General features: G+C 73.2%; 17 protein-coding genes. 7 read left to right on the top strand and 10 right to left on the bottom strand.

Features of this window, described 5'->3' with window-relative positions; all coding sequences use genetic code 11:
- Positions 1-146: 146 nt before the first annotated feature.
- On the bottom strand, positions 147-608 hold the full coding sequence (locus ACIBEC_RS25840) for a GNAT family N-acetyltransferase (protein ID WP_360503585.1): 462 nt from the start codon (positions 606-608) through the stop codon (positions 147-149).
- Positions 609-755: 147 nt separating this feature from the next.
- Positions 756-1,547, bottom strand: a complete 792-nt coding sequence (locus tag ACIBEC_RS25835; protein WP_360503583.1) for a VOC family protein — start codon at positions 1,545-1,547, stop codon at positions 756-758.
- 204 nt (positions 1,548-1,751) lie between these two features.
- On the opposite strand from ACIBEC_RS25835, the gene ACIBEC_RS25830 reads away from it, so the two are divergent.
- The 3 genes from ACIBEC_RS25830 to ACIBEC_RS25820 all read left to right on the top strand — a co-directional run bounded on the left by ACIBEC_RS25830 (position 1,752) and on the right by ACIBEC_RS25820 (position 6,792).
- Complete coding sequence (locus ACIBEC_RS25830) at positions 1,752-3,983, top strand: ATP-dependent RecD-like DNA helicase (RefSeq protein ID WP_360503580.1); 2,232 nt, start codon at positions 1,752-1,754, stop codon at positions 3,981-3,983.
- Positions 3,984-4,208: 225 nt separating this feature from the next.
- On the top strand, positions 4,209-5,498 hold the full coding sequence (locus tag ACIBEC_RS25825; protein ID WP_360503577.1) for a citrate synthase: 1,290 nt from the start codon (positions 4,209-4,211) through the stop codon (positions 5,496-5,498).
- Positions 5,499-6,072: 574 nt separating this feature from the next.
- A complete protein-coding gene (locus tag ACIBEC_RS25820; protein ID WP_360503574.1) occupies positions 6,073-6,792 on the top strand; it encodes an SDR family oxidoreductase in 720 nt (239 codons plus the stop codon).
- Between the two features lie 87 nt (positions 6,793-6,879).
- Here the strand turns inward: ACIBEC_RS25820 and ACIBEC_RS25815 are convergent, their stop codons facing one another.
- Both ACIBEC_RS25815 and ACIBEC_RS25810 read right to left on the bottom strand, forming a co-directional pair.
- Positions 6,880-9,165 carry a heavy metal translocating P-type ATPase gene (locus tag ACIBEC_RS25815; protein ID WP_360503572.1) on the bottom strand — a complete coding sequence of 762 codons (2,286 nt, stop codon included), beginning with the start codon at positions 9,163-9,165 and terminating at the stop codon, positions 6,880-6,882.
- A gap of 65 nt (positions 9,166-9,230) precedes the next feature.
- Complete coding sequence (locus ACIBEC_RS25810) at positions 9,231-9,449, bottom strand: cation transporter (protein ID WP_360503569.1); 219 nt, start codon at positions 9,447-9,449, stop codon at positions 9,231-9,233.
- A 147-nt stretch (positions 9,450-9,596) separates the two neighbouring features.
- On the opposite strand from ACIBEC_RS25810, the gene ACIBEC_RS25805 reads away from it, so the two are divergent.
- A complete protein-coding gene (locus ACIBEC_RS25805; protein WP_360503566.1) occupies positions 9,597-10,769 on the top strand; it encodes a PP2C family protein-serine/threonine phosphatase in 1,173 nt (390 codons plus the stop codon).
- Between the two features lie 121 nt (positions 10,770-10,890).
- Here the strand turns inward: ACIBEC_RS25805 and dhaL are convergent, their stop codons facing one another.
- Positions 10,891-11,529: a dihydroxyacetone kinase subunit DhaL gene (gene dhaL, locus ACIBEC_RS25800; RefSeq protein WP_360503590.1), complete on the bottom strand. Its 639-nt coding sequence runs from the start codon at positions 11,527-11,529 to the stop codon at positions 10,891-10,893.
- A gap of 60 nt (positions 11,530-11,589) precedes the next feature.
- Entirely contained in the window at positions 11,590-12,585 is a 996-nt protein-coding gene (gene dhaK, locus ACIBEC_RS25795) for a dihydroxyacetone kinase subunit DhaK (RefSeq protein ID WP_360503564.1), read from the bottom strand.
- Between the two features lie 137 nt (positions 12,586-12,722).
- Between dhaK and dhaM the strand changes: the two genes are divergently transcribed.
- A complete protein-coding gene (gene dhaM, locus ACIBEC_RS25790) occupies positions 12,723-13,115 on the top strand; it encodes a dihydroxyacetone kinase phosphoryl donor subunit DhaM (protein WP_360503561.1) in 393 nt (130 codons plus the stop codon).
- Positions 13,116-13,191: 76 nt separating this feature from the next.
- Here the strand turns inward: dhaM and ACIBEC_RS25785 are convergent, their stop codons facing one another.
- A complete protein-coding gene (locus ACIBEC_RS25785) occupies positions 13,192-14,919 on the bottom strand; it encodes a bifunctional 3'-5' exonuclease/DNA polymerase (RefSeq protein WP_360503558.1) in 1,728 nt (575 codons plus the stop codon).
- Positions 14,920-15,151: 232 nt separating this feature from the next.
- Here ACIBEC_RS25785 and ACIBEC_RS25780 point away from each other — a divergent pair, with 232 nt between their 5' ends.
- On the top strand, positions 15,152-17,176 hold the full coding sequence (locus ACIBEC_RS25780; RefSeq protein WP_360503555.1) for a M3 family metallopeptidase: 2,025 nt from the start codon (positions 15,152-15,154) through the stop codon (positions 17,174-17,176).
- On the opposite strand, the gene ACIBEC_RS25775 is transcribed toward ACIBEC_RS25780, so the two are convergent.
- Together ACIBEC_RS25775 and ACIBEC_RS25770 are read right to left on the bottom strand one after the other, a co-directional pair.
- A complete protein-coding gene (locus ACIBEC_RS25775; RefSeq protein ID WP_360503552.1) occupies positions 17,177-18,655 on the bottom strand; it encodes a cellulase family glycosylhydrolase in 1,479 nt (492 codons plus the stop codon).
- Positions 18,656-18,781: 126 nt separating this feature from the next.
- On the bottom strand, positions 18,782-19,417 hold the full coding sequence (locus ACIBEC_RS25770) for a TetR/AcrR family transcriptional regulator (protein WP_360503549.1): 636 nt from the start codon (positions 19,415-19,417) through the stop codon (positions 18,782-18,784).
- Positions 19,418-19,582: 165 nt separating this feature from the next.
- Here ACIBEC_RS25770 and ACIBEC_RS25765 point away from each other — a divergent pair, with 165 nt between their 5' ends.
- Positions 19,583-20,809: an acyl-CoA dehydrogenase family protein gene (locus ACIBEC_RS25765; protein ID WP_360503546.1), complete on the top strand. Its 1,227-nt coding sequence runs from the start codon at positions 19,583-19,585 to the stop codon at positions 20,807-20,809.
- A 62-nt stretch (positions 20,810-20,871) separates the two neighbouring features.
- Here the strand turns inward: ACIBEC_RS25765 and ACIBEC_RS25760 are convergent, their stop codons facing one another.
- Positions 20,872-21,474: a hypothetical protein gene (locus ACIBEC_RS25760; RefSeq protein WP_360503544.1), complete on the bottom strand. Its 603-nt coding sequence runs from the start codon at positions 21,472-21,474 to the stop codon at positions 20,872-20,874.
- Between the last annotated feature and the right edge of the window lie 124 nt (positions 21,475-21,598).

The following is a 21,598-nucleotide window of genomic DNA, read 5'->3' as shown; positions in this document are numbered from 1 at the left end:
ATGGTACTGCAGGGGGGACCCTGTGGGAGAGTAGGACGCCGCCGAACAATCTTTCAGAAGAACCCCCATCCGGATCCCGGATGGGGGTTCTTCGCATTTCCGGACGGTTTCCGGACGGTATTTCGGGCGATGACTCGGGCGCCGTGTCAGACCTTCAGCTTGAAACCGACGTGCGACGGCACGAACCCGAGCCGCTCGTAGAAGCGGTGTGCGTCGGTGCGGGTGGCGTCGGAGGCGAGCTGGACGAGTTCGGCGCCGAGTTCGCGGGAGCGCTCGATGGCCCACTCGATCAGGACGGTGCCGAGTCCGCTGCCGCGTTCGTCGGCGTGGATGCGGACGGCCTCGATGATCGTGCGGGTGGAGCCCTGCCGGGAGAGGCCCGGGATGAGGGTCAGTTGCAGGGTGCCGACGGTCCGGCCGGCGCGGGCGGCGACGACCAGGTGCTGGTGCGGGTCGCCGTCGATGCGGGCGAAGGCGGTGCGGTAGGCGGTGAGGTCGTCGAGGTTCTCGCGGGTGGCGCCCAGCGGGTCGTCCGCGAGCATCGCCACTATGGCCGGGAGGTCCGCCTCGGTCGCCGGGCGGATCGTCAGATCGGTCGTGTCGCTCATGATCAGAGAATAGAAGCCCTCTTCTTGCCCACCCTTACGTGTCTACGCCCGTAGCACCCCCTCAGGCCCCTTCTGAGGCCCGCTCCGGGGAGGGGCGATCCGGGGGAGGGGTGATGGGGAGGGCTGATAGGGAGGGGTGAGCCGGTGTCACTCCCCGGGCTCGGCACTGGTGATGACGGCGAACACCGCGCCGTGCGGGTCGGCCAGCTGGGCGAGGCGGCCGACGCCGTGGACGTCCGTGGCGGGGATCCGCACGGTCGCGCCGAGGTTGGTGGCGATGGCGAGGCCGGCGTCCGTGTTGGGGACCTCGAAGTACGGGAGCCAGTGCGAGCTGGTGCCGGCGGCGGTCTGCTCGGGGCCGAGCTGCACGATGCCGCCGTGGGCGTCGTCGGTGCCGCCGCCCGCCGGGGTGAGGACGGTGTAGCTCGTGCCTTCGAACGGGACGTCCTGCTCCTGCCAGTCGAAGACGGTGCGGTAGAAGGACTTGGCGAGCTCGGCGTCGATGCTGTGGCACTCGGCCCAGCACAGGCTGCCCTCCTGGTCGACGAGGTCCAGGCCGCGGGTGTCGTGCGGCTGCCAGACGGCGAAGTCGGCGCCGGTGGGGTCGGTGTAGCCGGCCATCCGGCCCGCCGTGAAGACGTCGAAGGGGGCGAACCGGACGCGGCCGCCGGCCTTTTCGACCAGTTCGGTGGTGCGGTCGGCGTCGAGGGTGGCGAAGTACAGCGTCCAGTCGGGCCGGGCGCCTTCCTCGGTGAGCGGGCCGAGAGCGGCGACGGTCCGGCCGTCGCGCTGGAAGAAGCCGTAGCCGCCGGCCTCGGGGCCGGCCGAGGCGAAGGTCCAGCCGAACAGGGCGGTGTAGAAGTCGACGGAGGCCCGGGTGTCGGGGCTGCTCAGGTCGAGCCAGTTCGGGGAGCCGGGGCGGAAGGCGGTGTTGAGCATGTCGGCACTGCTCCTCGGACGGGGCCGGCCCGGGCGGGGCGCGGTCGACGGTCCCCCTGCCTACTCACAGCCTGGCACCTCGGCGGAGGCGCTGCACGGCAGCCTCCGGGCGTGGATCCGCGGGCTCCGGGCTGTGGGGTTGTCGGGGCCGGGCGGTACGGTGCGTAGCGGAATGATCCACCCGTACCGGTCGAAGGGGGTCCGGTGAGCAAGCAGGCGCCGTCGGAGCAGCAGCCGCGCCAGCTCGCGCAGGTCGAGGGCGTGCTGGAGCGGATCACCTACGCCAACGAGGAGACCGGCTACACGGTGGCCCGGGTGGACACCGGCCGGGGCGGGAACGATCTGCTGACCGTGGTGGGCGCGCTGTTGGGGGCGCAGGTCGGGGAGTCGCTGCGGCTGCACGGGCGATGGGGCTCGCACCCGCAGTACGGGCGGCAGTTCACGGTGGAGAACTACACGACGGTGCTGCCGGCCACCATCCAGGGGATCCAGCGGTACCTGGGCTCGGGGCTGATCAAGGGGATCGGGCCGCGGTTCGCCGAGCGGATCGTGGAGCGTTTCGGGGTGGACACCCTGGAGGTGATCGAGACCGAGCCGGACCGGCTGATCGAGGTGCCGGGGCTGGGGCCGAAGCGGACGAAGAAGATCGCGGCGGCCTGGGAGGAGCAGAAGGCCATCAAGGAGGTGATGGTCTTCCTGCAGGGGGTCGGGGTGTCGACCTCGCTGGCTGTGCGAATCTACAAGCAGTACGGCGACGGTTCGATCGGTGTGGTGAAGAACGAGCCCTACCGGCTGGCCGGGGACGTGTGGGGCATCGGCTTCCTGACGGCGGACCGGATCGCCCAGGCGGTGGGGATCCCGCACGACAGCCCGGAGCGGGTGAAGGCCGGGCTGCAGTACGCGCTGTCGCAGAGCAGCGACCAGGGGCACTGCTTCCTGCCGGAGGAGCGGCTGATCGCGGACGGCGTGAAGCTGCTGCAGGTGGATGTCGGGCTGGTGATCGACTGCCTGGCGGAGCTGGTGGCGACCGAGGGGGTGGTGCGCGAGTCGGTGCCGGGGGAGGGCGGCGAGTCGATCACCGCGGTGTACCTGGTGCCGTTCCACCGGGCGGAGATCTCGCTGGCCAACCAGTTGCTGCGGCTGCTCCGTTCGGGCACGGACCGGATGCCCTGGTTCGCCGGGGTGGACTGGCCGGTGGCGCTGGACTGGCTGGCGAAGCGGACCGGGGCGGAGCTGGCGCCGGAGCAGGAGCAGTCGGTGCGGCTGGCGTTGACCGAGCGGGTCGCGGTGCTGACGGGCGGTCCGGGCTGCGGCAAGTCGTTCACGGTGAAGTCGATCGTGACGCTGGCGCTGGCGAAGCGGGCCAAGGTGGTGCTGGCGGCGCCGACCGGCCGGGCGGCGAAGCGGCTGTCGGAGCTCACCGGGATGGAGGCCTCGACGGTGCACCGGCTGCTGGAGCTGAAGCCGGGCGGGGATGCCGCGTACGACCGGGACCGGCCGCTGGACGCGGACCTGGTGGTGGTCGACGAGGCCTCGATGCTGGATCTGATCCTGGCGAACAAGCTGGTCAAGGCCGTGCCGATGGGCGCTCACCTGCTGTTCGTGGGGGACGTGGACCAGTTGCCCTCGGTGGGTGCCGGGGAGGTGCTGCGGGACCTGCTGGCGGCGGGCGGGCCGATCCCGTCGGTGCGGCTGACCAGGATCTTCCGGCAGGCGCAGCAGTCGGGCGTGGTGACCAACGCGCACCGGATCAACGAGGGCAGGCCGCCCCTGACGGAGGGTCTCGCGGACTTCTTCCTGTTCGCGGAGGACGACGCGGAGCGGGCGGCCGGGCTCACGGTGGACGTGGTGGCGCGCCGGATCCCGCAGAAGTTCGGCTTCGACCCGCGCCGGGACGTCCAGGTGCTGGCTCCGATGCACCGCGGTCCGGCGGGCGCGGGGAACCTGAACACCCTGCTGCAGGGGGCGGTGACGCCGGCCCGGGAGGGTCTGGCTGAACGCCGCTTCGGTGGCCGGACGTTCAGGGTGGGGGACAAGGTCACGCAGGTCCGCAACAACTACGACAAGGGGCGGAACGGGGTCTTCAACGGCACAGTGGGAGTGGTGACCGCCCTCAGCGTGGACGACCAGCGGTTGACGGTGCTCACCGACGAGGACGAGGAGGTGGGGTACGACTTCGACGAACTGGACGAGCTGGCCCACGCGTACGCGGTGACGATCCACCGCTCGCAGGGCAGCGAGTACCCGGTGGTGGTGATTCCGGTCACTATGTCCGCCTGGACGATGCTCCAGCGGAACCTGCTCTACACCGCTGTGACCAGGGCCCGGAAACTCGTGGTGCTGGTCGGGTCACGGAAGGCGATCGGACAGGCTGTTCGGGCTGTCAGCGCAGGTCGGAGGCATACCGCGCTCGATCACCGGCTGACTACTGGATGATTGTCCAGCAGGATGGTTGCCTCTAATGTTCTCTTGACGTGAAGAGATTTACGGCAGAACCTAGGCTTGTGCCGATCTTGTCCGGTTCGTACCGGCTGCGGCGGCAGGTTTTGTAGGGGCGGGCCCTTTCGGGTCACCCCGGGTGCGCGGCTGTCCTCCGGATGGGGGATCGTAGAGACAGTCAGGGCACCTTGGAAGAGGATTCATTTCGTCGGTGAGGAAGACGTGAGCGACAACTCGGTAGTACTGCGGTACCAGGACGGCGAGTACGAGTACCCCGTCGTCGAGAGCACTGCGGGCAACGCCGGCTTCGACATCTCGAAGCTGCTCCCGCAGACCGGCCTGGTCACCCTGGACAACGGCTTCGGTAACACCGCCGCGTACAAGTCCGCGATCACCTTCGTGGACGGCGACAACGGCATCCTGCGGTACCGCGGCTACCCGATCGAGCAGCTCGCCTCCCAGGGCGGCTTCATCGAGACCGCGTACCTCCTGATCAACGGCGAGCTGCCCAACGCGGACCAGCTGGCGGAGTTCAGCCGCGAGATCACCCAGCACACCCTGCTGCACGAGGACGTCAAGCGCTTCTTCCAGGGCTTCCCGCGGGACGCCCACCCGATGGCCATGCTGTCCTCGGTGGTCGGCGCGCTGTCCACGTTCTACCCGGAGAGCCACAACCCGTTCGACGCGGCCCAGCGCCACCTGTCGACGGTTCGCCTGCTCGCCAAGCTGCCGACGATCGCCGCGTACGCGTACAAGAAGGCGATGGGCCAGCCCTTCGTCTACCCGCGCAACGACCTGAGCTACGTCGAGAACCTCCTGCGGATGACCTTCGCCGTCCCCGCCGAGGACTACGAGCTCAACCCGGTCGTCGTCAACGCCCTGGACAAGCTGCTCATCCTGCACGCGGACCACGAGCAGAACTGCTCGACCTCCACCGTGCGCCTGGTCGGCTCCAGCCACGCCAACCTGTTCGCCTCGATCTCGGCCGGCATCTCGGCCCTGTGGGGCCCGCTGCACGGCGGCGCCAACCAGGCGGTCCTGGAGATGCTGGAGAGCATCCAGAAGGACGGCGGCGACGTCGACTCCTTCATCACGAAGGTGAAGAACAAGGAAGCCGGCGTCAAGCTGATGGGCTTCGGCCACCGGGTCTACAAGGCGTTCGACCCGCGTGCCGCCCAGGTCAAGCTGCTCGCGCACGAGGTCCTCGGCCAGCTCGGCAAGAGCGACGAGCTGCTGGAGATCGCGCTCAAGCTGGAGGAGCACGCCCTCAAGGACGACTTCTTCATCTCGCGCAAGCTGTACCCGAACGTGGACTTCTACACCGGCCTGATCTACCGCGCCATGGGCTTCCCGACCAGCATGTTCACCGTGCTGTTCGCCCTCGGGCGGCTGCCGGGCTGGATCGCCCACTGGCACGAGATGATCAACGACCCGACCAGCCGGATCGGCCGTCCGCGCCAGATCTACACCGGCTCCGCGATCCGCGACTACGTCCCGCTCGAGGGCCGCTGACCACGCGCGCGACGACGCCGACGACGGGCTCCGGCCCGGACGGAAGCTGAAAGGGGCCCGGTTGCCGTCTGAGCGACCGGGCCCCTTCGCGTCCCCGCGCCGTACCCCCGGAGGGGCCGCGCGAAGACGGAACCGTACGACGCACGACTCCGGGGCCGGCCGCAGCCGTGGACGGCCGCTCAAAGCGTCCCTGGCCCGCCAGAACCCCGGCGCCGTGCGCGAAGGCCGTCGAGGACGACGACCGTTCCCGGGGCCCGCCGGAGCCCCGTCGGCGGCAGCCGATGCAAGTGCGGGGACACATTGCCGTTCAGTGTGTCCTCGCCCACCGGAAAAACTGCCGCACTACCAACCTAAGACGTATCAGGGTGCGAGAAGTTACGCCCGGGGGGTGTGAGCTGCCTCTCGCCACGCTCCGTGTGCGCGTCGTACCCCGCCCATACCACACCTTCACTCGGGCGGGACGTCACCCTCCCCGCAGTCACGGCAACCGAGCGTGATAGGAATCGTGGCATTCCGGTACGGACCGTCGCGCACACTCGCAGCGCGACGGCGGAACTGGGGAGGGAGTGCGCAGATGGCCAGGAACGTCGTCGTCACCGGCGGTGGCACGGGAATCGGGTACGAAGTCGCGCGGCGGTTCGCCGAGCTGGACGACCACGTGGTGATCGTGGGCCGCCGCCGGGCGGTCCTGGAGAAGGCCGCGGCCGACCTCGGACCGAACGTCACCCCGCTGGTGTGCGACCTCGCCGACCCGGATGCCGTGGAGGACGCCCTTCGCGAACTGCCCGAGCAGATCGACGTCCTGGTCAACAACGCCGGCAGCCGGGAGACCGTCGTCGGCGGCGGGCCGCACGCCCTGCTGGCCCGCTGGCGGGGCGACTTCGAGCGCAACGTGCTGACCGTGGTGCTGCTCACCGAGTCGATCCGCGACCGGCTCACCCCCGGCTCCGGCCGCGTGGTCACCATCAGCTCCATCGCCGCCCTGCGCGGAGCCGGCTCGTACGGCGCGGCGAAGGCCTCGCTGCACGCCTGGAACCACTTCCTGGCCGCCCAGTTGGGCACCTCGGGCATCACCGCCAACATCGTCGCGCCGGGGACGGTCAGCGGCACCGAGTTCTTCGGGCCGCGGCTGGACGAGGCCGAGGTGGCCCGGCGCGCGGCCCGCACCCTGCTCGGCCGGATCGGGGAGAGCGGCGAGGTCGCGGCGGCCGTGCACTTCCTCGCCTCGCCCGAGGCCGGGTTCATCACCGGCGAGATCCTGCACTGCAACGGTGGCGAGCTGCTGGGACGTTGACGTACGGCGAGGGGCCCGGACCGACGGCGGTCCGGGCCCTCGCGTTGTGCGGGGTCAGGGCTTAGGGGGGCCGTCCCGGGCCAGGGCTCAGGCGGGTCGGAAGCGGCGCAGGCGCAGGCTGTTGGTGACCACGAAGACCGAGGAGAAGGCCATCGCGGCCCCGGCGATCATCGGGTTGAGCAGTCCGGCGGCGGCCAGCGGGATCGCCGCCACGTTGTAGCCGAAGGCCCAGCACAGGTTGCCCCTGATGGTGGCGAGGGTGCGGCGGGAGAGCCGGATGGCGTCGGCCGCCGAGCGCAGGTCGCCGCGGACCAGGGTGAGGTCGCCGGCCTCGATCGCGGCGTCGGTGCCGGTGCCCATCGCCAGGCCCAGGTCGGCCTGGGCGAGCGCGGCGGCGTCGTTGACGCCGTCGCCGACCATCGCGACGACCCTGCCCTCGGCCTGCAGTCGCTCGACCGTCGCGACCTTGTCCTCGGGGAGCACCTCGGCGATCACGTCCGGTGCGGGAATGCCGATCTCGGCCGCGACCGCCTCGGCGACCGCGCGGTGGTCACCGGTCAGCAGCACCGGGCGCAGGCCCAGCGCGCGGAGCCGGGTGATCGCCTCGGCGCTGGTCGGCTTGACCGTGTCGGCGACCTCGAGGACGGCCCGGGCTTCGCCGTCCCAGCCGACCGCGACGGCGGTGCGGCCGGCCGCCTCGGCGGCGGCCTTGGCGCGGGCCAGAGGGGGCGGCAGGTGCAGCGCCCGGTCGGCGAGCAGGGCCTCGTGCCCGGCGACCACCGTGCGGCCCGCCACGACGCCCTCCACGCCCCGGCCGGGGACGGCGCGGAAGCCCTCGACCGGCGGTAGCTCGCCCGTCCGCTCGGTGGCGGCCGCGGTGATGGCGGCGGCGATCGGGTGTTCGGAGGCGTGTTCGACGGCGCCGGCCAGGCGCAGCGCCTCGGCCTCGGTGGTGGTGTCGGTGGTGTGGACGGCGAGCAGCGTCATCCGGCCGGTGGTGACGGTGCCGGTCTTGTCCAGGACGACGGTGTCCACCGCGCGGGTGGACTCCAGGACCTCGGGGCCCTTGATCAGGATCCCGAGCTGGGCGCCGCGGCCGGTGCCGACCAGCAACGCGGTCGGGGTGGCCAGGCCCAGCGCGCAGGGGCAGGCGGTGATCAGGACGGCCACGGCGGCGGTGAAGGCCTCGGTCGGGCTGTCGGTGACCAGCAGCCAGGTGACCAGGGTGGCCAGGGCGATCAGGATGACGGCGGGGACGAAGACGGCGGAGACCCGGTCGGCCAGCCGCTGGGCGGTGGCCTTGCCGTTCTGGGCCTCCTCGACCAGCCGGGCCATCCGGGCCAGCCGGGTGTCGGCGCCGACCCGGGTGGCCTCGACCACCAGGCGGCCCCCGGCGTTGACGGTGGCGCCGGTGACGGGATCGCCGACGGTGACCTCGACCGGGACGGACTCGCCGGTGAGCATCGAGGCGTCCACGGCGGAGCTGCCCTCGGCCACCACGCCGTCGGTGGCGATCTTCTCCCCGGGGCGGACCACGAAGCGCATGCCGACGGTCAGCCGGTCCACCGGCAGGCTCACCTCGCGGCCTCCTCGCAGGACCGCGACGTCCTTGGCGCCGAGGTCGAGCAGGGCGCGCAGCGCGGCGGCCGCCCGGCGCTTGGAGCGGGCTTCCAGGCAGCGGCCGAGCAGGATCAGCACGGTGACGGCGGCGGCGGTCTCCAGGTAGAGCGCGGAGGAGGGATCGGTGTCGCCGACGGAGAGCGAGAAGTCGTGGCGCATCCCGGGCAGGCCGGCGTGGCCCCAGAACAGCGCCCAGAACGACCAGCCGAAGGCGGCCAGGGTGCCGAGCGAGACCAGGGTGTCCATGGTGGCGGCGCCGTGCTTGAGGTTGGTCCAGGCGGCGCGGTGGAACGGCAGACCGCCGTACACCACGACCGGGCCGGTGAGCGCGAAGGCCAGCCACTGCCAGTTCGTGAACTGCAGGGCCGGGACCATCGACAGCAGGACCACCGGGACGCTGAGCACGGCGCCGATCAGCAGCCGGTCGCGGAGGGGGTCGGCGGCGGGCTGCTCGGGCGCGGCGGCGGGACCGGTCGGCTCGGGACCGGCCGGCGTGGGGGCGGCGGGCGCCGGGGGCGGGGGGAGCTCGGCGGTGTAGCCGGTGCGCTCGACCGTGGCGATCAGGTCCGCCACCGTGACCCCGGGGCCGTAGTCGACCCGGGCCTTCTCGGTGGCGAAGTTGACGGTCGCCTCGACGCCGTCCAGCCGGTTGAGCTTCTTCTCGATCCGGGCCGCGCAGGAGGCGCAGGTCATCCCGCCGATCGACAGCTCGACCCGGTCCCGGGCCTCGAGGTCCGGGGCGGACGTGCTCATGCGGATCAGCTCCTTGCTGGGCGTACGGCGGGGCCGCTGGTCCGGCCCCGCCGTACCTCGGTGGTTCAGGCGCTGCGGCCGACCAGCTCGTAGCCGGCCTCGTCGACGGCGGCGCGGACCTGCTCGTCCTCCAACGGCGCGGCGGAGGAGACCGTCACGGTCCCGGCCTTGGCGTCGGCGGCGACCTCGGTGACACCGGCGAGGGCGGAGAGCTCCTCGCTGATCGCCTTCTCGCAGTGGCCGCAGCTCATGCCGGACACGGTGTAGGTGATGGTGCTGGACATCGGGGCCTCCGGAAGATCGGTGCGGGTTCCTACGATGATGACACCATACCCCTGTGGGGTATTCCGTGGGGTGGCGGGGGAGGTGCATTGCATCGTAGGCGACGGGGTGGGCGGGTGGGTGTCGTGATCGTCCCTTATGTTCGATATGTGTTTCCGATCCGCCGCGCCCAGTCCCCCTCGGCTCCCAAGGCAGCCGGACTGCCGCCGGACCGGCAGCGCGGCGCCCTGCTGGCCGCCGACCTCCAGGACGTGCCGCTCTGGCGGCGCGCCGCCCCGTCGCTGCTCGCCATCCTGCTGGTCGCGCTCGCGGACTTCCTCTCCGGCAAGGACCGCTACCTGGCCCCGCTGATGACCGTCGTGCCGGCCATCGCGGCACTGACCCTGCGGCCCCGCGAGCTGCTCGCGGTCTGCTCGCTCGGGTTGCTCGCGGTGTTCGGGCTCAGCCACTACGACGAGGTCGACAACATCAACGACGCGCGTTTCCTCTACGGCGCGATGGTCAGCTACCTGGTGCTGACGCTGTTCTCGGCCTGGGTCGCCAAGATCCGGATGCGGCGCGCGGCGGCCTTCGCGGCCGTCAGCTCCGTCGCCGAGGCCGCCCAGCGGGCACTGCTCCGGCTGCCCGGACCGGTCGTCGGACCGCTGCGGCTGGCCGTCCGGTACGTGTCGGCGGCGGACGCCTCGCGGATCGGCGGGGACCTGTACTCGGTCCTGGAGACACCGCACGGGACCCGGGTCGCGGTCGGCGACGTCCGGGGCAAGGGGCTCGCGGCGGTGCAGACCGCGGCCGTGGTGCTGGGCGCGTTCCGCGAGGCCGCGTACGACGAGGCCGAGCTGCGGGGCGTCGCCGCGCGGATCGAGGCCAGCGTCGAACGGCACGTGCCGGACGGGGAGTTCACCACGGCGCTGTTCGCGGAATTCCGCATGCCCGGGGCGATGGAACTGCTGCAGTACGGGCACGTGCCGCCGATCCGGGTCGACGGCGACGGACGGGTCCACGTCCTGGACGCGCCCGACCCGTGGGTGCCGCTGGGCCTCGGCCGACTGGCCACCGGGGAACCGACCACCTGGGGGCAGCCGTTCGGGCCGGAGGACGTGCTGGTGCTCTGCACGGACGGGGTGATCGAGGCGCGCCACCGGACGAGCGGGGAGTTCTACCCGCTGGCGGAGCGGGTCGGGGCGCTGGTGCGGGGAGCCGCGCGCTCGGCGGGGGAGCTGGAGGCGGCGGTGGGGCGGGTGTACGGGGACCTGATGGCGCACACCGGCGGGGACCTGCGGGACGACGCGTTGTTGCTGCTGATCGCGCGGACGGACGGTTGATCGGCGGCTGGCGGGTGCGGCCGGGGTTCGCGGGGCGTGGTGCGGGCGGGGGTCTGGTCGGGGCGAGGTTCCCCGCGCCCCGGTCGGGGCGCGGGGAGAAGAGGGGCGAGGGGGGTGGGGCTCAGGCGTGGGCGGTGGTGTCGGTGAGGGTGTCGGCGAGGGCGCGGAAGATGAGGGCGGTGGAGGTGGCGCCGGGGTCCTGGTGGCCGATGCTGCGTTCGCCGAGGTAGGAGGCGCGGCCCTTGCGGGCCCGGAGGGGGACGGTGTCGCGGGCGCCCTGTTCGGCGGCATCGGCGGCCGCGCCGGCGGCCTCGGGGAGGGCGGCGCCCTTGGCGGCCGCGGCGCGGAAGGCGGCGACGGCCGGGGTCCAGGCGTCCACGATGGTCTTGTCCCCGGGTTCGGCCTTGCCGAGGAGGCGGACGGCGTCCAGCCCGGCGGACAGGGCCTCGGCGAGGGCGGCCGGGTCGGCGGGCCCGGGCAGGGCGGCGCCGATGGCGCGGAAGGCCTTGCCGTAGAGCGGGCCGGAGGCGCCGCCGACCTTGGAGATGAGCGTGGTGCCGGTCTTGGTGAGGACGGCGCCGGGCCCGGCCGGCCGGAGGCCGTCGAGGGCGGTGAGGGCGGCCGCGAAGCCGCGCCGGAGGTTGCTGCCGTGGTCGCCGTCGCCGATCGCCGAGTCCAGCTCGGTGAGCCGGGACTGCTCCTTCTCGACGGCCGCGGCGATCCCGCGGATCCAGGCCTCGGCCGGCGTGGTGTCGAACATCGGGGTGCCAGACATCGGGGCGCCGGACATCGGGGTGTCGGGGTCCATCGCGGATCCTCCTCAGGCCCGCTTGAGGGCGGGGGTGTCGACCGGGGCGTCCCAGAGTTCCAGCAGCTGGGTGTCGGCCTTGGTCAGGGTGAGCGAGAAGCCCGCCATGTCGAGGCTGGTCACGTAGTTGCCGACCAGGCTGCGGGCCACCGTGATGCCGCGCTCGGCGAGCCGGGCGGCGACCTCCCCGTAGACCACGTACAGCTCCAGCAGCGGGGTGGCGCCCAGGCCGTTGAGGAGCGCGATCACCTCGTCGCCCGGGGTCAGGTGGTGGTCGGCAAGGATGGTCTCGACGACCTCGGCGGCCAGCTCGCGGGCCGGGCGGAGCCTCTCCCGGCGCCGGCCGGGTTCGCCGTGGATGCCGACGCCGACCTCGATCTCGTCCTCGGGCAGGTCGAAGCCGGGCTTGCCGGCGGCCGGGACGGTGGCGGCGGTGAGCGCGATCGCGAAGGAGCGGGAGGCGGCGTTGACCCGTTCGCCCAGGGCGGCCACCTCGTCCAGCGGAGCGCCGCGCTCGGCCAGTGCGCCGGCGGTCTTCTCGACCAGCACGGTGGCGCCGGTGCCGCGGCGGCCGGCCGTCCAGGTGGAGTCCTCGACCGCGACGTCGTCGTTGACCAGGACGGTGCGGACCTCCAGGCCCTCCTCGGCGGCCAGTTCGGCGGCGAGCTCGAAGTTCATCACGTCGCCGGTGTAGTTCTTCACGACGAAGACGACGCCGGCGCCGTTCTCCACCGCTTTGGCGGCGGCGAGCATCTGGTCCGGAACGGGGGAGGTGAACACCTCGCCCGGGCAGGCGGCGTCGAGCATGCCGGGGCCGACGAAGCCGCCGTGCAGCGGCTCGTGGCCGGAGCCGCCACCGGAGATCAGTGCGACCTTGGGCCCGGCCGCGCGGGCGGCCCGGGTGATCACCCGGTTCGGGATGTCCACCGTCAGCTCCGGATGGGCGGCGGCGAAGCCGGCCAGGGCGTCCTCCAGGACGCTCTCCGGGGTGTTGATCAGCTTCTTCAACGCTCTTCGCTCCCTTGGTGAGGACGCAACAGCCTGCCCCGACGCTACGCCAGACGGGGGTGGTGGGCACGGGGTGCGACACGCACGATTCCGGTCACTCTCCCGGAGCAGTGGGACCGGACCGTAGGGTCGACGGCATGAGCGAAAACGTGGGCATTGTTCTGGTCTCGCACAGCGCCCGGCTCGCGGACGGGCTGCGCGAGCTGCTCGGCGAACTCGCCCCGGACGGCGTACGGGTGGTGGTCGCGGGCGGGACGGAGGACGGCGGGCTCGGCACCAGCTACGAGCTGATCGCCGGGGCGATCGCGCGGGCGGACGGCGGGGCGGGCGTGGTCGTGCTGCCGGACCTCGGCAGCTCGGTGCTCACCGCCGTCACGGTGCTGGAGGACGAGCCGCGCCCGGGCGTGAAGCTGGTGGACGCGCCGTTCGTGGAGGGCGCGGTGGCCGCCGCCGTCACCGCCTCGACCGGGGCGGGGCTGGCCGAGGTGGTCGCGGCGGCCGAGGACGCGCGGGGATTCCGGAAGCTCTGATCCCGCAAGCCCTGATCCCGCAAGCCCTGATCCCGGAAGCCCTGATCCCGGCCGCGGTGGCGCTGCTCGGCGTCGGCTACTTGGCGTCGGCGTAGCAGTCCACCACCGCCGTGGTGAGCGGGAAGCGCACCGGGGTGTCGCCGAACACCAGGCGGCGGGCCTCGTCGGCGGCCTCGGCGACGGCGGTGGCCACCTCGTCGGCCAGGTTGGCCGGGGTGTGCACCACCACCTCGTCGTGCTGGAAGAACACCAGGTGCGGGCGGTCCGCCGGGCCGGCCGCCGGCAGTTCGGCCAGCCGCCGGCGCAGCGCCGCGAGCAGGGCGAGGGCCCAGTCGGCGGCGCTGGCCTGGATGACGAAGTTGCGGGTGAAGCGGCCGCGGGCGCGGGCCGTGCGGCCGCCGGCCTCGCCCGCCGTGTCGGCCTCGGTGAGGTCGAGGAAGTCGGCGGAGGCCGGCGGGCAGACCCGGCCCAGCCGGGAGGCGACCACGCCGCCGTCCTCGCCGGTGCGGGCGGCGGCCTCGACGTAGCCCATCGCGGCCGGGTAGCGGCGGCGCAGGGTGTTCAGCAGCGGGCCGATGTCGCCGCTGGTCTGCCCGTACATGGCGCCGAGCAGGCCGAGCTTGGCCTTCTCCCGGTCGCCCTGGAAGGCGGTGGCGGCGAGCGCCTCGTACAGGTCGCCGCCGGCCGCGGTGCGGGCCAGCCCGGCGTCCTGGGAGAGCGCGGCGAGCACCCGGGGCTCCAGCTGGGCGGCGTCGGCGACCACCAGCAGCCAGCCCGGGTCGGCGACCACGGCCCGGCGCAGGATGCGCGGGATCTGCAGGGCGCCGCCGCCGCGGCTGGCCCAGCGGCCGGAGACCACGCCGCCGACCACGTACTCGGGCCGGAAGCGGCCGCCGCGGACCCAGGCGTCCTGCCAGGCCCAGCCGTGCGCGACGTGGATCCGGGAGAGCTCCTTGTAGCGGATGAGCAGCTGGGCGGCCGGGTGGTCGATGCCCTTGAGCTCCCAGGAGCGGGTGGAGCCGAGCTGGATGCCCGCGTCGGCGAAGGCGCGCAGCACCTGGGTGTGCGAGTCGGGGTTGAACGGTTTGCCGCCGAGGGCCTGCTGGAGTTCGGCGGCGAGGTCGGCGAGCAACCGCGGCTGGGTGCCGGGGACGGTCGGGCGGGGGCCGAGGAGTTCGGTCAGCAGCCGGTCGTGGACGTCGGTGCGCCAGGGCAGCCCGTCGTGCGCGATCTCGGCGGCCACCAGGGCGCCGGCCGATTCGGCGGCGACCAGCAGCCGGAACCGCTGCCGGGCGCCCGGGTCGGCGATCGCGGCGATCCGGCGCTGCTGCTCCGCGTGGACGGCGACCACGGCGGCCAACGGGTCGGCTCCGGGCGGAAGTTGCAGCCGGTCGGGGGCGAACAGGGTGTCCTGGCCGCCGTCGGCCTCGGCCAGGCCGGGCTCGGGCAGGTCCGCCGGGACGGGCAGGCCGCGCAGCCGGGACCAGGCGGCGCCGAGCGAGCGGGGCGCGCCGAACCTGCCCTCGTGCGCCAGCAGCAGGGCCTCGACCAGCCGCAGGTCGTGGCAGCGGGCGAGCCGGTCGGGCAGGCGCGCCAGCAGCGGGGCGTACGCGGAGTCGGCGGCGGCCCAGACCCAGCGGGGCCCCGGCGGACGATCGCTCCCGGCGGCCTCCCGGGCGGCGACCGCGGCGGCGAGGTCACGGACGGTCTCGGGCGGGCCGAGCGGGGCGCCCGCGTCGTCCAGCGGCTGGAGCCGGCCGCCGGGGCCGTGCGGGTCGGGCGCGAGGGCGGTCCTGGGTGCCACGGGGGCTGCTCCTCTCCGGCGCGCGGTGGGGCGTGCGGGTACGGGCACGGGTGTGCGGGCCTACGGATGTGCGGGCCTACGGATGTGCGGCTTACGGGTGTGCGGGCTTTACGGTGTGCGGGCTTGCGGCCGCACGGATCACAAGGCTGCTGAGCTGACGTTAACGGGTGGGTACGACAACGGGTGGAGGGCCGCATAGGCAGGGTGGGTGACACCGCGTAGGGTCGGCGAAATGACCGAGAACCCGTTCTTCCAGCCCAGCACGCTGGACTACGAGCTGCCCCCCTTCGCGGAGATCCGGGAGGAGCACTACCTGCCCGCCTACGAGCGCGGGATGGCCGAGCAGCTGGCCGAGATCGCGGCGATCACCGCCGACCGGAGCCTGCCGACCTTCGAGAACACCCTGGTGGCCCTGGAACGTTCCGGGGAACTGCTCCGCCGGGTGGACGCGGTGTTCCGCAACCAGTCCTCCTCCGACACCACCGACCTGCTGGACGAGGTGGACGCCGAGGTCAGCCCGCTGCTCGCCGTCCACCACGACGCGATCCACCTGGACCGCGCGCTGTTCGCCCGGATCGAGGCGCTGTACGGGACCCGCGCCGAGCTCGGCCTGGACCCGGAGTCGCTGCGGCTGCTGGAGCGCTGGTACACGAGCTTCGAGCGCTCCGGCGCGCGGCTGGGCGAGGTCGAGCAGGCCCGGCTGCGTGAGCTGAACGCCGAACTCGCCGCGCTGGGCACCACGTTCCAGCAGAACGTGAACGCCGCGAACCGGGCCAACGCGCTGGTCCTGGACTCGGCGGAGGAGCTGGCCGGGCTGTCCGAGGGCGCGATCGCCGGCGCTGCGGAGAACGCCCGGGTGCTCGGCCACGAGGGCAAGTTCGTGCTGAGCCTGCAGAACACCTCCGGCCAGCCCGTGCTGTCCCAGCTCACCGACCGCTCGGTGCGCGAGCGGCTGCTCGCCGCCTCGCTCGGCCGGGGCATCGAGGCCAACGGCCCGATCGCGATCCGGATGGCGGCGATGCGCGCCGAGCGGGCCGCGCTGCTGGGGCACCCGAGCCACGCCGCGTACGTGGTGGCGGACGAGACGGCCGGCACGGTCGAGGCGGTCTCCGCCCTGCTGGCCCGCCTGGTCGGTCCGGCCGTGGCCAACGCCCGCCGGGAGGCCGTGGAGCTGGCCCAGGCGGCGGCCGAGGACGGGATCGAGGAGATCGCCGCGCACGACTGGGCGTACTACTCGGAGAAGGTCCGGCAGAACTCCTTCAAGGTGGACGCGGGGGTGCTGCGCCCGTACTTCGAGCTGGAGCGGGTGCTGCGCGACGGCGTGTTCTTCGCGGCGCGGCTGGCGTACGGGCTGAGCTTCACCGAGCGGCCGGACCTGACGGCCCACCACCCGGACGCGCGGGTCTACGAGGTGTTCGAGGAGGACGGCACCCCGCTGGGCCTGTTCATCGGGGACTTCCACGCCCGGGCGTCCAAGCGCGGCGGGGCCTGGATGGACTCGCTGGTCGAGCAGTCCGGGCTGACCGGGCAGCGGCCGGTGGTGCTGAACAACCTCAACATCCCGCGCCCGGCGCCCGGCGAGCCGGTGCTGATGTCCTGGGACGAGGTGCGCACGCTCTTCCACGAGTTCGGGCACGCGCTGCATGGGCTGTTCTCTGACGTGCGGTACCGGCGGTTCTCGGGCACCTCGGTGCCGCGGGACTTCGTGGAGTTCCCGTCGCAGGTCAACGAGATGTGGATGGTCCGGCCGGAGGTACTGGCCAACTACGCCCGCCACCACGAGACCGGGGAGCCGCTGCCCGCCGAGCTGGTCGAGCGGATGGTGGCGGCCGAGGGCTTCGGGCAGGGCTTCCGGACGGTGGAGTACCTGGCGGCCACGCTGCTGGACTGGGCCTGGCACACCGTGCCGCAGGGCGCGGAGATCGCGGACGCCGAGGAGTTCGAGGCCCGGGCGCTCGCGGCCGCCGGGGTCGCGGTGGACGCCATCCCGCCGCGCTACCGGACGGCGTACTTCCAGCACATCTTCGCCAGCGGCTACAGCGCGGCGTACTACGCCTACATCTGGTCGGAGGTGCTGGACGCCGACACCGTGCAGTGGTTCGAGGGCAACGGGCGGTCGGTGCGGGAGAGCGGCGAGCTGTTCCGGCGCGAGCTGCTGGCGCGCGGGTTCGGCCGGGACCCGCTGGAGTCCTTCCGTGCGGTGGTCGGCCGGGCGCCGGAGACCGGACCGCTGCTGGCCCGCCGGGGGCTGGCCTGATCACTTCGGGCTGAGCGTGACCGCCACGGCGGTGCCCGGTCGGGCGTGCGGGAGCCGGATCCGTACGGTTCCCGCGTGTCCGGCCGCGGGCTGCTCGACCTCGATGCGGGCGTCGGCGGGGGAGACCGCCACGCTCGCGCCGTGCGGGAACGCGGCGGGCGGCAGGACGAGTTCGCTGCCGCGCCCGGTGCCGTCGGTGCTCCAGCGCACGGTGTCGCCGTCGGTGTGGACGCCGGTGCCGGCCACGGCGGCCGGGTACGGGCCGAAGGCGGGCTCGTCGCCGGGGGCGGGGAGCCCGGCCGGGTCGAGCGCGCAGTAGCCGCCGGTGCCCCGGCACCAGTACCACATGGTCCAGCCCTCGGCGAAGCCGTCCATCGCGGCGACCTGCCGGCGGACCAGCAGGCGGTTGCCCGGCGTACGGGAGTTCGGCGGCCCCCACTCGCCGACCAGCACCGGCAGGCGGTGGGCGGCCGGGTAGGCGGTGATCGCGGCGGTGTACTGCTCGACGAAGCCGTCGGACGGGTCCCAGTCGGCGCCGTTCTCGACGGCGGTGTCGTAGAAGTGCGGCGCGTAGCCGAGCCGGGGTGCGCCGGGGCGCGGGTCGGTGAAGCCGGGCAGTCGCGTCGGCACGCCCTGGCCGACCAGGACCGTCGGCTCCACGAACAGCCAGGCGCGGGTGTCGGCCCGGCGCACGGCGGCGATCAGGCGGCGGTACATGTCGGCGAGCCGCCCCTGTTCCAGGGCGGCGGAGGCGGCGGCCAGCACCGCCGGGTCGGTCGGGTCGCCGTCCACCGGGCCGAACGGCTCGTTGAACAGGTCGTAGCCCAACAGCGAGCGGTGGCCGCGCAGTTCGCGGGCGAGCCGGGTGTAGAAGTCGGCCTGCCAGGCACGCAGGTCGGGGTCGTCGTAGAGGTGGCGGAAGGCGGCCTGGACGGCGGGCTGGAAGTAGCCGGCGAACCAGTCGTCCGGGTCCGGGGTGAAGGGCAGGCCGTCGTCCCGGGTGGCCCAGACCGGGATGCCGTTGGTGCCGCCGCCGAACTCCGGTCCGTAGACGTCCTGGTGGAAGTCGATCAGGACGAGCAGACCCAGGCGGTCGGCTCGGCTGAGGAGTTGCTGCAGGCGGTCCAGTTCGGTGGGGTCGAGCGTGCCGCGCCGGGGCTCCAGCCTGGTCCAGGAGACCGGCAGCCGGACGAGCGTGAAGCCCTGGGCGGCGACGGCTTCGAGGTCGGCCTCGGTGGCCTCGGCGTACTTGTCGAGGTTGAAGCCGCGCAGCTGGAGCCGGCGGCCCCGGGCGTCGGTGAGGGCGGTGCGGCCGTCCGGGCCGGTGGCCGTGCCGGTGGGGAAGCGTGCCGCCGGAGCGCCGTAATCCGGGGCGCCGTAATCCGCGGCGCCCTGTTCCGGGGCGCCCTGGGCAGGGGCGGCGTTCAGGGCGGCGGTGACGGCGAGCAGCAGGGCGACGGCGGTGCGGCGCAGGCGCATCGGGGACCTCGCACGGCGGGGGGTGGGGGCCCGATGATGCCCCTGGTGCCGCCCGCCGCACAAGGGTCGTGCGCGCAGCGGCCGTTCGGCCGGAGGAGAGCTCGGGGGCCTTCGGCCGGCGGGAGTTCAGTCGGCCGCCGGGGCCGCCGGCTCGACGAGGGCGGTCGGCAGGGCGGCGGTCGGCAGGGCGGCGGCGGCGGCCAGACGGCCCCAGAGCAGATCGGCCAGTGCCTGCACCATCCGGGTGCGCGAGCAGGGCTTGGTCTCCAGCCACCAGTCCCCGGCGGCCAGCACCATGCCGGTGATGCCCCGGCCCCAGGCCTCGGCGAGCAGGTCGCGGTCGGCGCCGAGGTCGACCTGGCTCTGCACGGCCCGGGTGATCTCCTCGGCGATCTGCCTGAGCGCGGGGGCGAGCGCGTTGCCGGCGCCGCTCGGGTCGCCCGGCTCGGGGTGGGTGAGCAGCCGGTAGACCTGGGGGCGGGCCTCGATCCCGGCGAGGTAGGTGTCCAGCACGTGCTCGACCCGGTCGCGGCGCTCCAGCGGCTCGGCGAGGGCGGCCCGGACGGCGGCCAGCAGACCGCCGGTGTGGCGCTCGGTGAGGGCTCTGATCAGGCCGTTCCGGTCGCCGAAGTGTCGGTAGAGGATCGGCTTGGTGATGCCGGCCTCGGCGGCGATGGTGTTCATGCTGGCGCCCGGTCCCTCGCGCTGGATGACCCGGTCGGCGGCGTTGAGCAGCTGCTCGCGGCGGGGCTCTCGGGACATGCGCTGCTCCTCGGAGTTGGGGGGCTGACTCGGCATCGGCACCGGTCAGGGGTGTTGACCCCGGGTACGGGCGTTGACACCGGTTACCAATCAGTAGCAGACTCCGACGATGTTACCCGAGGTAACACCCCGGTCGGCCGCACACGTCTTCGGAGGCAAGTACCCATGAGCAGCACGTTCTCGCTGGACCCGGGCGCGGACCAGCTCGCCGTACGCGACTGGCTGCACGGCTTCGCCGCCGACGTGATGCGCCCGGCCGCGGCTGAGTGGGACGAGCGCGAGGAGACCCCCTGGCCGATCATCCAGGAGGCCGCCAAGCTGGGCATCTACTCGCTGGACTTCTACGCCCAGCAGTACTTCGACCCCTCCGGCGTCGGCATCCCGATCGCCATGGAGGAGCTGTTCTGGGGCGACGCGGGCCTCGGGCTGTCCATCGTCGGCACCACGCTGGCCGCCGTCGCGGTGCTGGCCAACGGCACCGACGAGCAGATCGGCACCTGGACCCCGCAGATGTTCGGCACCCCGGACGACCTCAAGGTGGCCGCCTTCTGCTCCTCCGAGCCGGACGCCGGCTCCGACGTCTCCGCGCTGCGCACCCGGGCGGTGTACGACCAGGCCAAGGACGAGTGGGTGCTCAACGGCACCAAGACCTGGGCCACCAACGGCGGGATCGCCGCCGTCCACGTCGTGGTCGCCACCGTCGACCCGGAGCTCGGCGCCAAGGGGCAGGCCTCCTTCGTCGTCCCGCCGGGCACGCCCGGGCTGAGCCAGGGCCAGAAGTTCAAGAAGCACGGCATCCGGGCCTCGCACACCGCCGAGGTGGTGCTGGATGGTGTCCGGGTGCCCGGCAGCTGCCTGCTCGGCGGCAAGGAGAAGCTGGACGAGCGGCTGGCCCGGGCCCGCGAGGGCGTCAAGCGCCCGGGCGGCCGGGGCAACGCGGCGATGGCCACCTTCGAGGCCTCCCGCCCGGCGGTCGGCGCGCAGGCGATCGGCATCGCCCGGGCCGCGTACGAGGTGGCGCTGGACTACGCGAAGACGCGGGAGCAGTTCGGCCGCCCGATCATCGACAACCAGGGTGTGGCCTTCCAGCTCGCCGACATGAAGACCCGGATCGACGCGGCCCGGCTGCTGGTGTGGCGGGCGTCCTGGATGGCGGTCACCAACCAGCCGTTCACCGCGGCCGAGGGCTCGATGTCCAAGCTGTACGCGGGCGAGACGGCCAAGTACGTCACGGCGCAGGCGATGCAGATCCTCGGCGGCAACGGCTTCACCCGGGAGTACCCGGTGGAGCGGATGCACCGGGACAGCGCGATCTACTCGATCTTCGAGGGGACCAGCGAGATCCAGCGGCTGGTGATCGCCCGGGCGATCTCGGGGATGCCGATCCGCTGAGCCACTGATCTCCGCTGATCCGCTGAGCGGCCGTGCCTGACGGCCGTGCCGAACGGCCGGGACTACCGGGCGAGCCAGAAGGTGAGCCCGGCGGTCAAGGCGCCCACCACCGCGCCGACGACGGTCTGCGCGGTGGTGTGGTCCCGCAGCACCACCCGCGACCAGCCGACCACCGCGACCAGTGGGTAGAGCAGCAGCCAGAGCGGGCCGAGCGCGATGCCGAGGCAGACCACCGCGCCGCTGAGGACGGCGGTGTGCACGGAGACCTTCCACCAGACGGTGATCACCAGGATCGGGATCAGCGAGGCGAACATCGCCAGCACCATCGCGGTCAGGTCGGACGGGGCGTCCAGCCGGATCATCACCGCGAAGCTGGTCAGCACGGAGCCCATGATGAACGGGAGGACGGTCAGCCGGCGCTGCCGGTGACCGACGTGGCGGTCCTCCACGGTGCCCTTGCGGATGCCGCGTCGGATGAACAGGGTCGGGATGACGGCCGCGAACAGGGCGGCGAAGGCCGCCCAGCCGAGGCCCGGCCAGCCGTGGCGCAGGCCGCCCATCAGCGGCAGCACCGCGATGATCACGTTCTTCGGCTCGACGCCGTCGGTGATCCGGCGGGCCCAGGTCGTCCGGCTCGTGGTGGCGGCCGTGGCCTCGGTGGTCATCGGGGTGCTGCTCCGGTGGTGAAGGGGGCGGGACGGGCCGCCGGTCGGCGGTGCCGGCCGGATGATCGTATGTGTCTCGCTGCCGCACCCGCCGCCGGGCCGACTGCCGCACCCGCCGCAGGGC

The organism is Kitasatospora sp. NPDC051164 (assembly GCF_044455625.1).
Classification (GTDB): domain Bacteria; phylum Actinomycetota; class Actinomycetes; order Streptomycetales; family Streptomycetaceae; genus Kitasatospora.
Note: the sequence above shows the minus strand (reverse complement) of the source record. Positions and strands in the feature narration are given on the sequence as shown.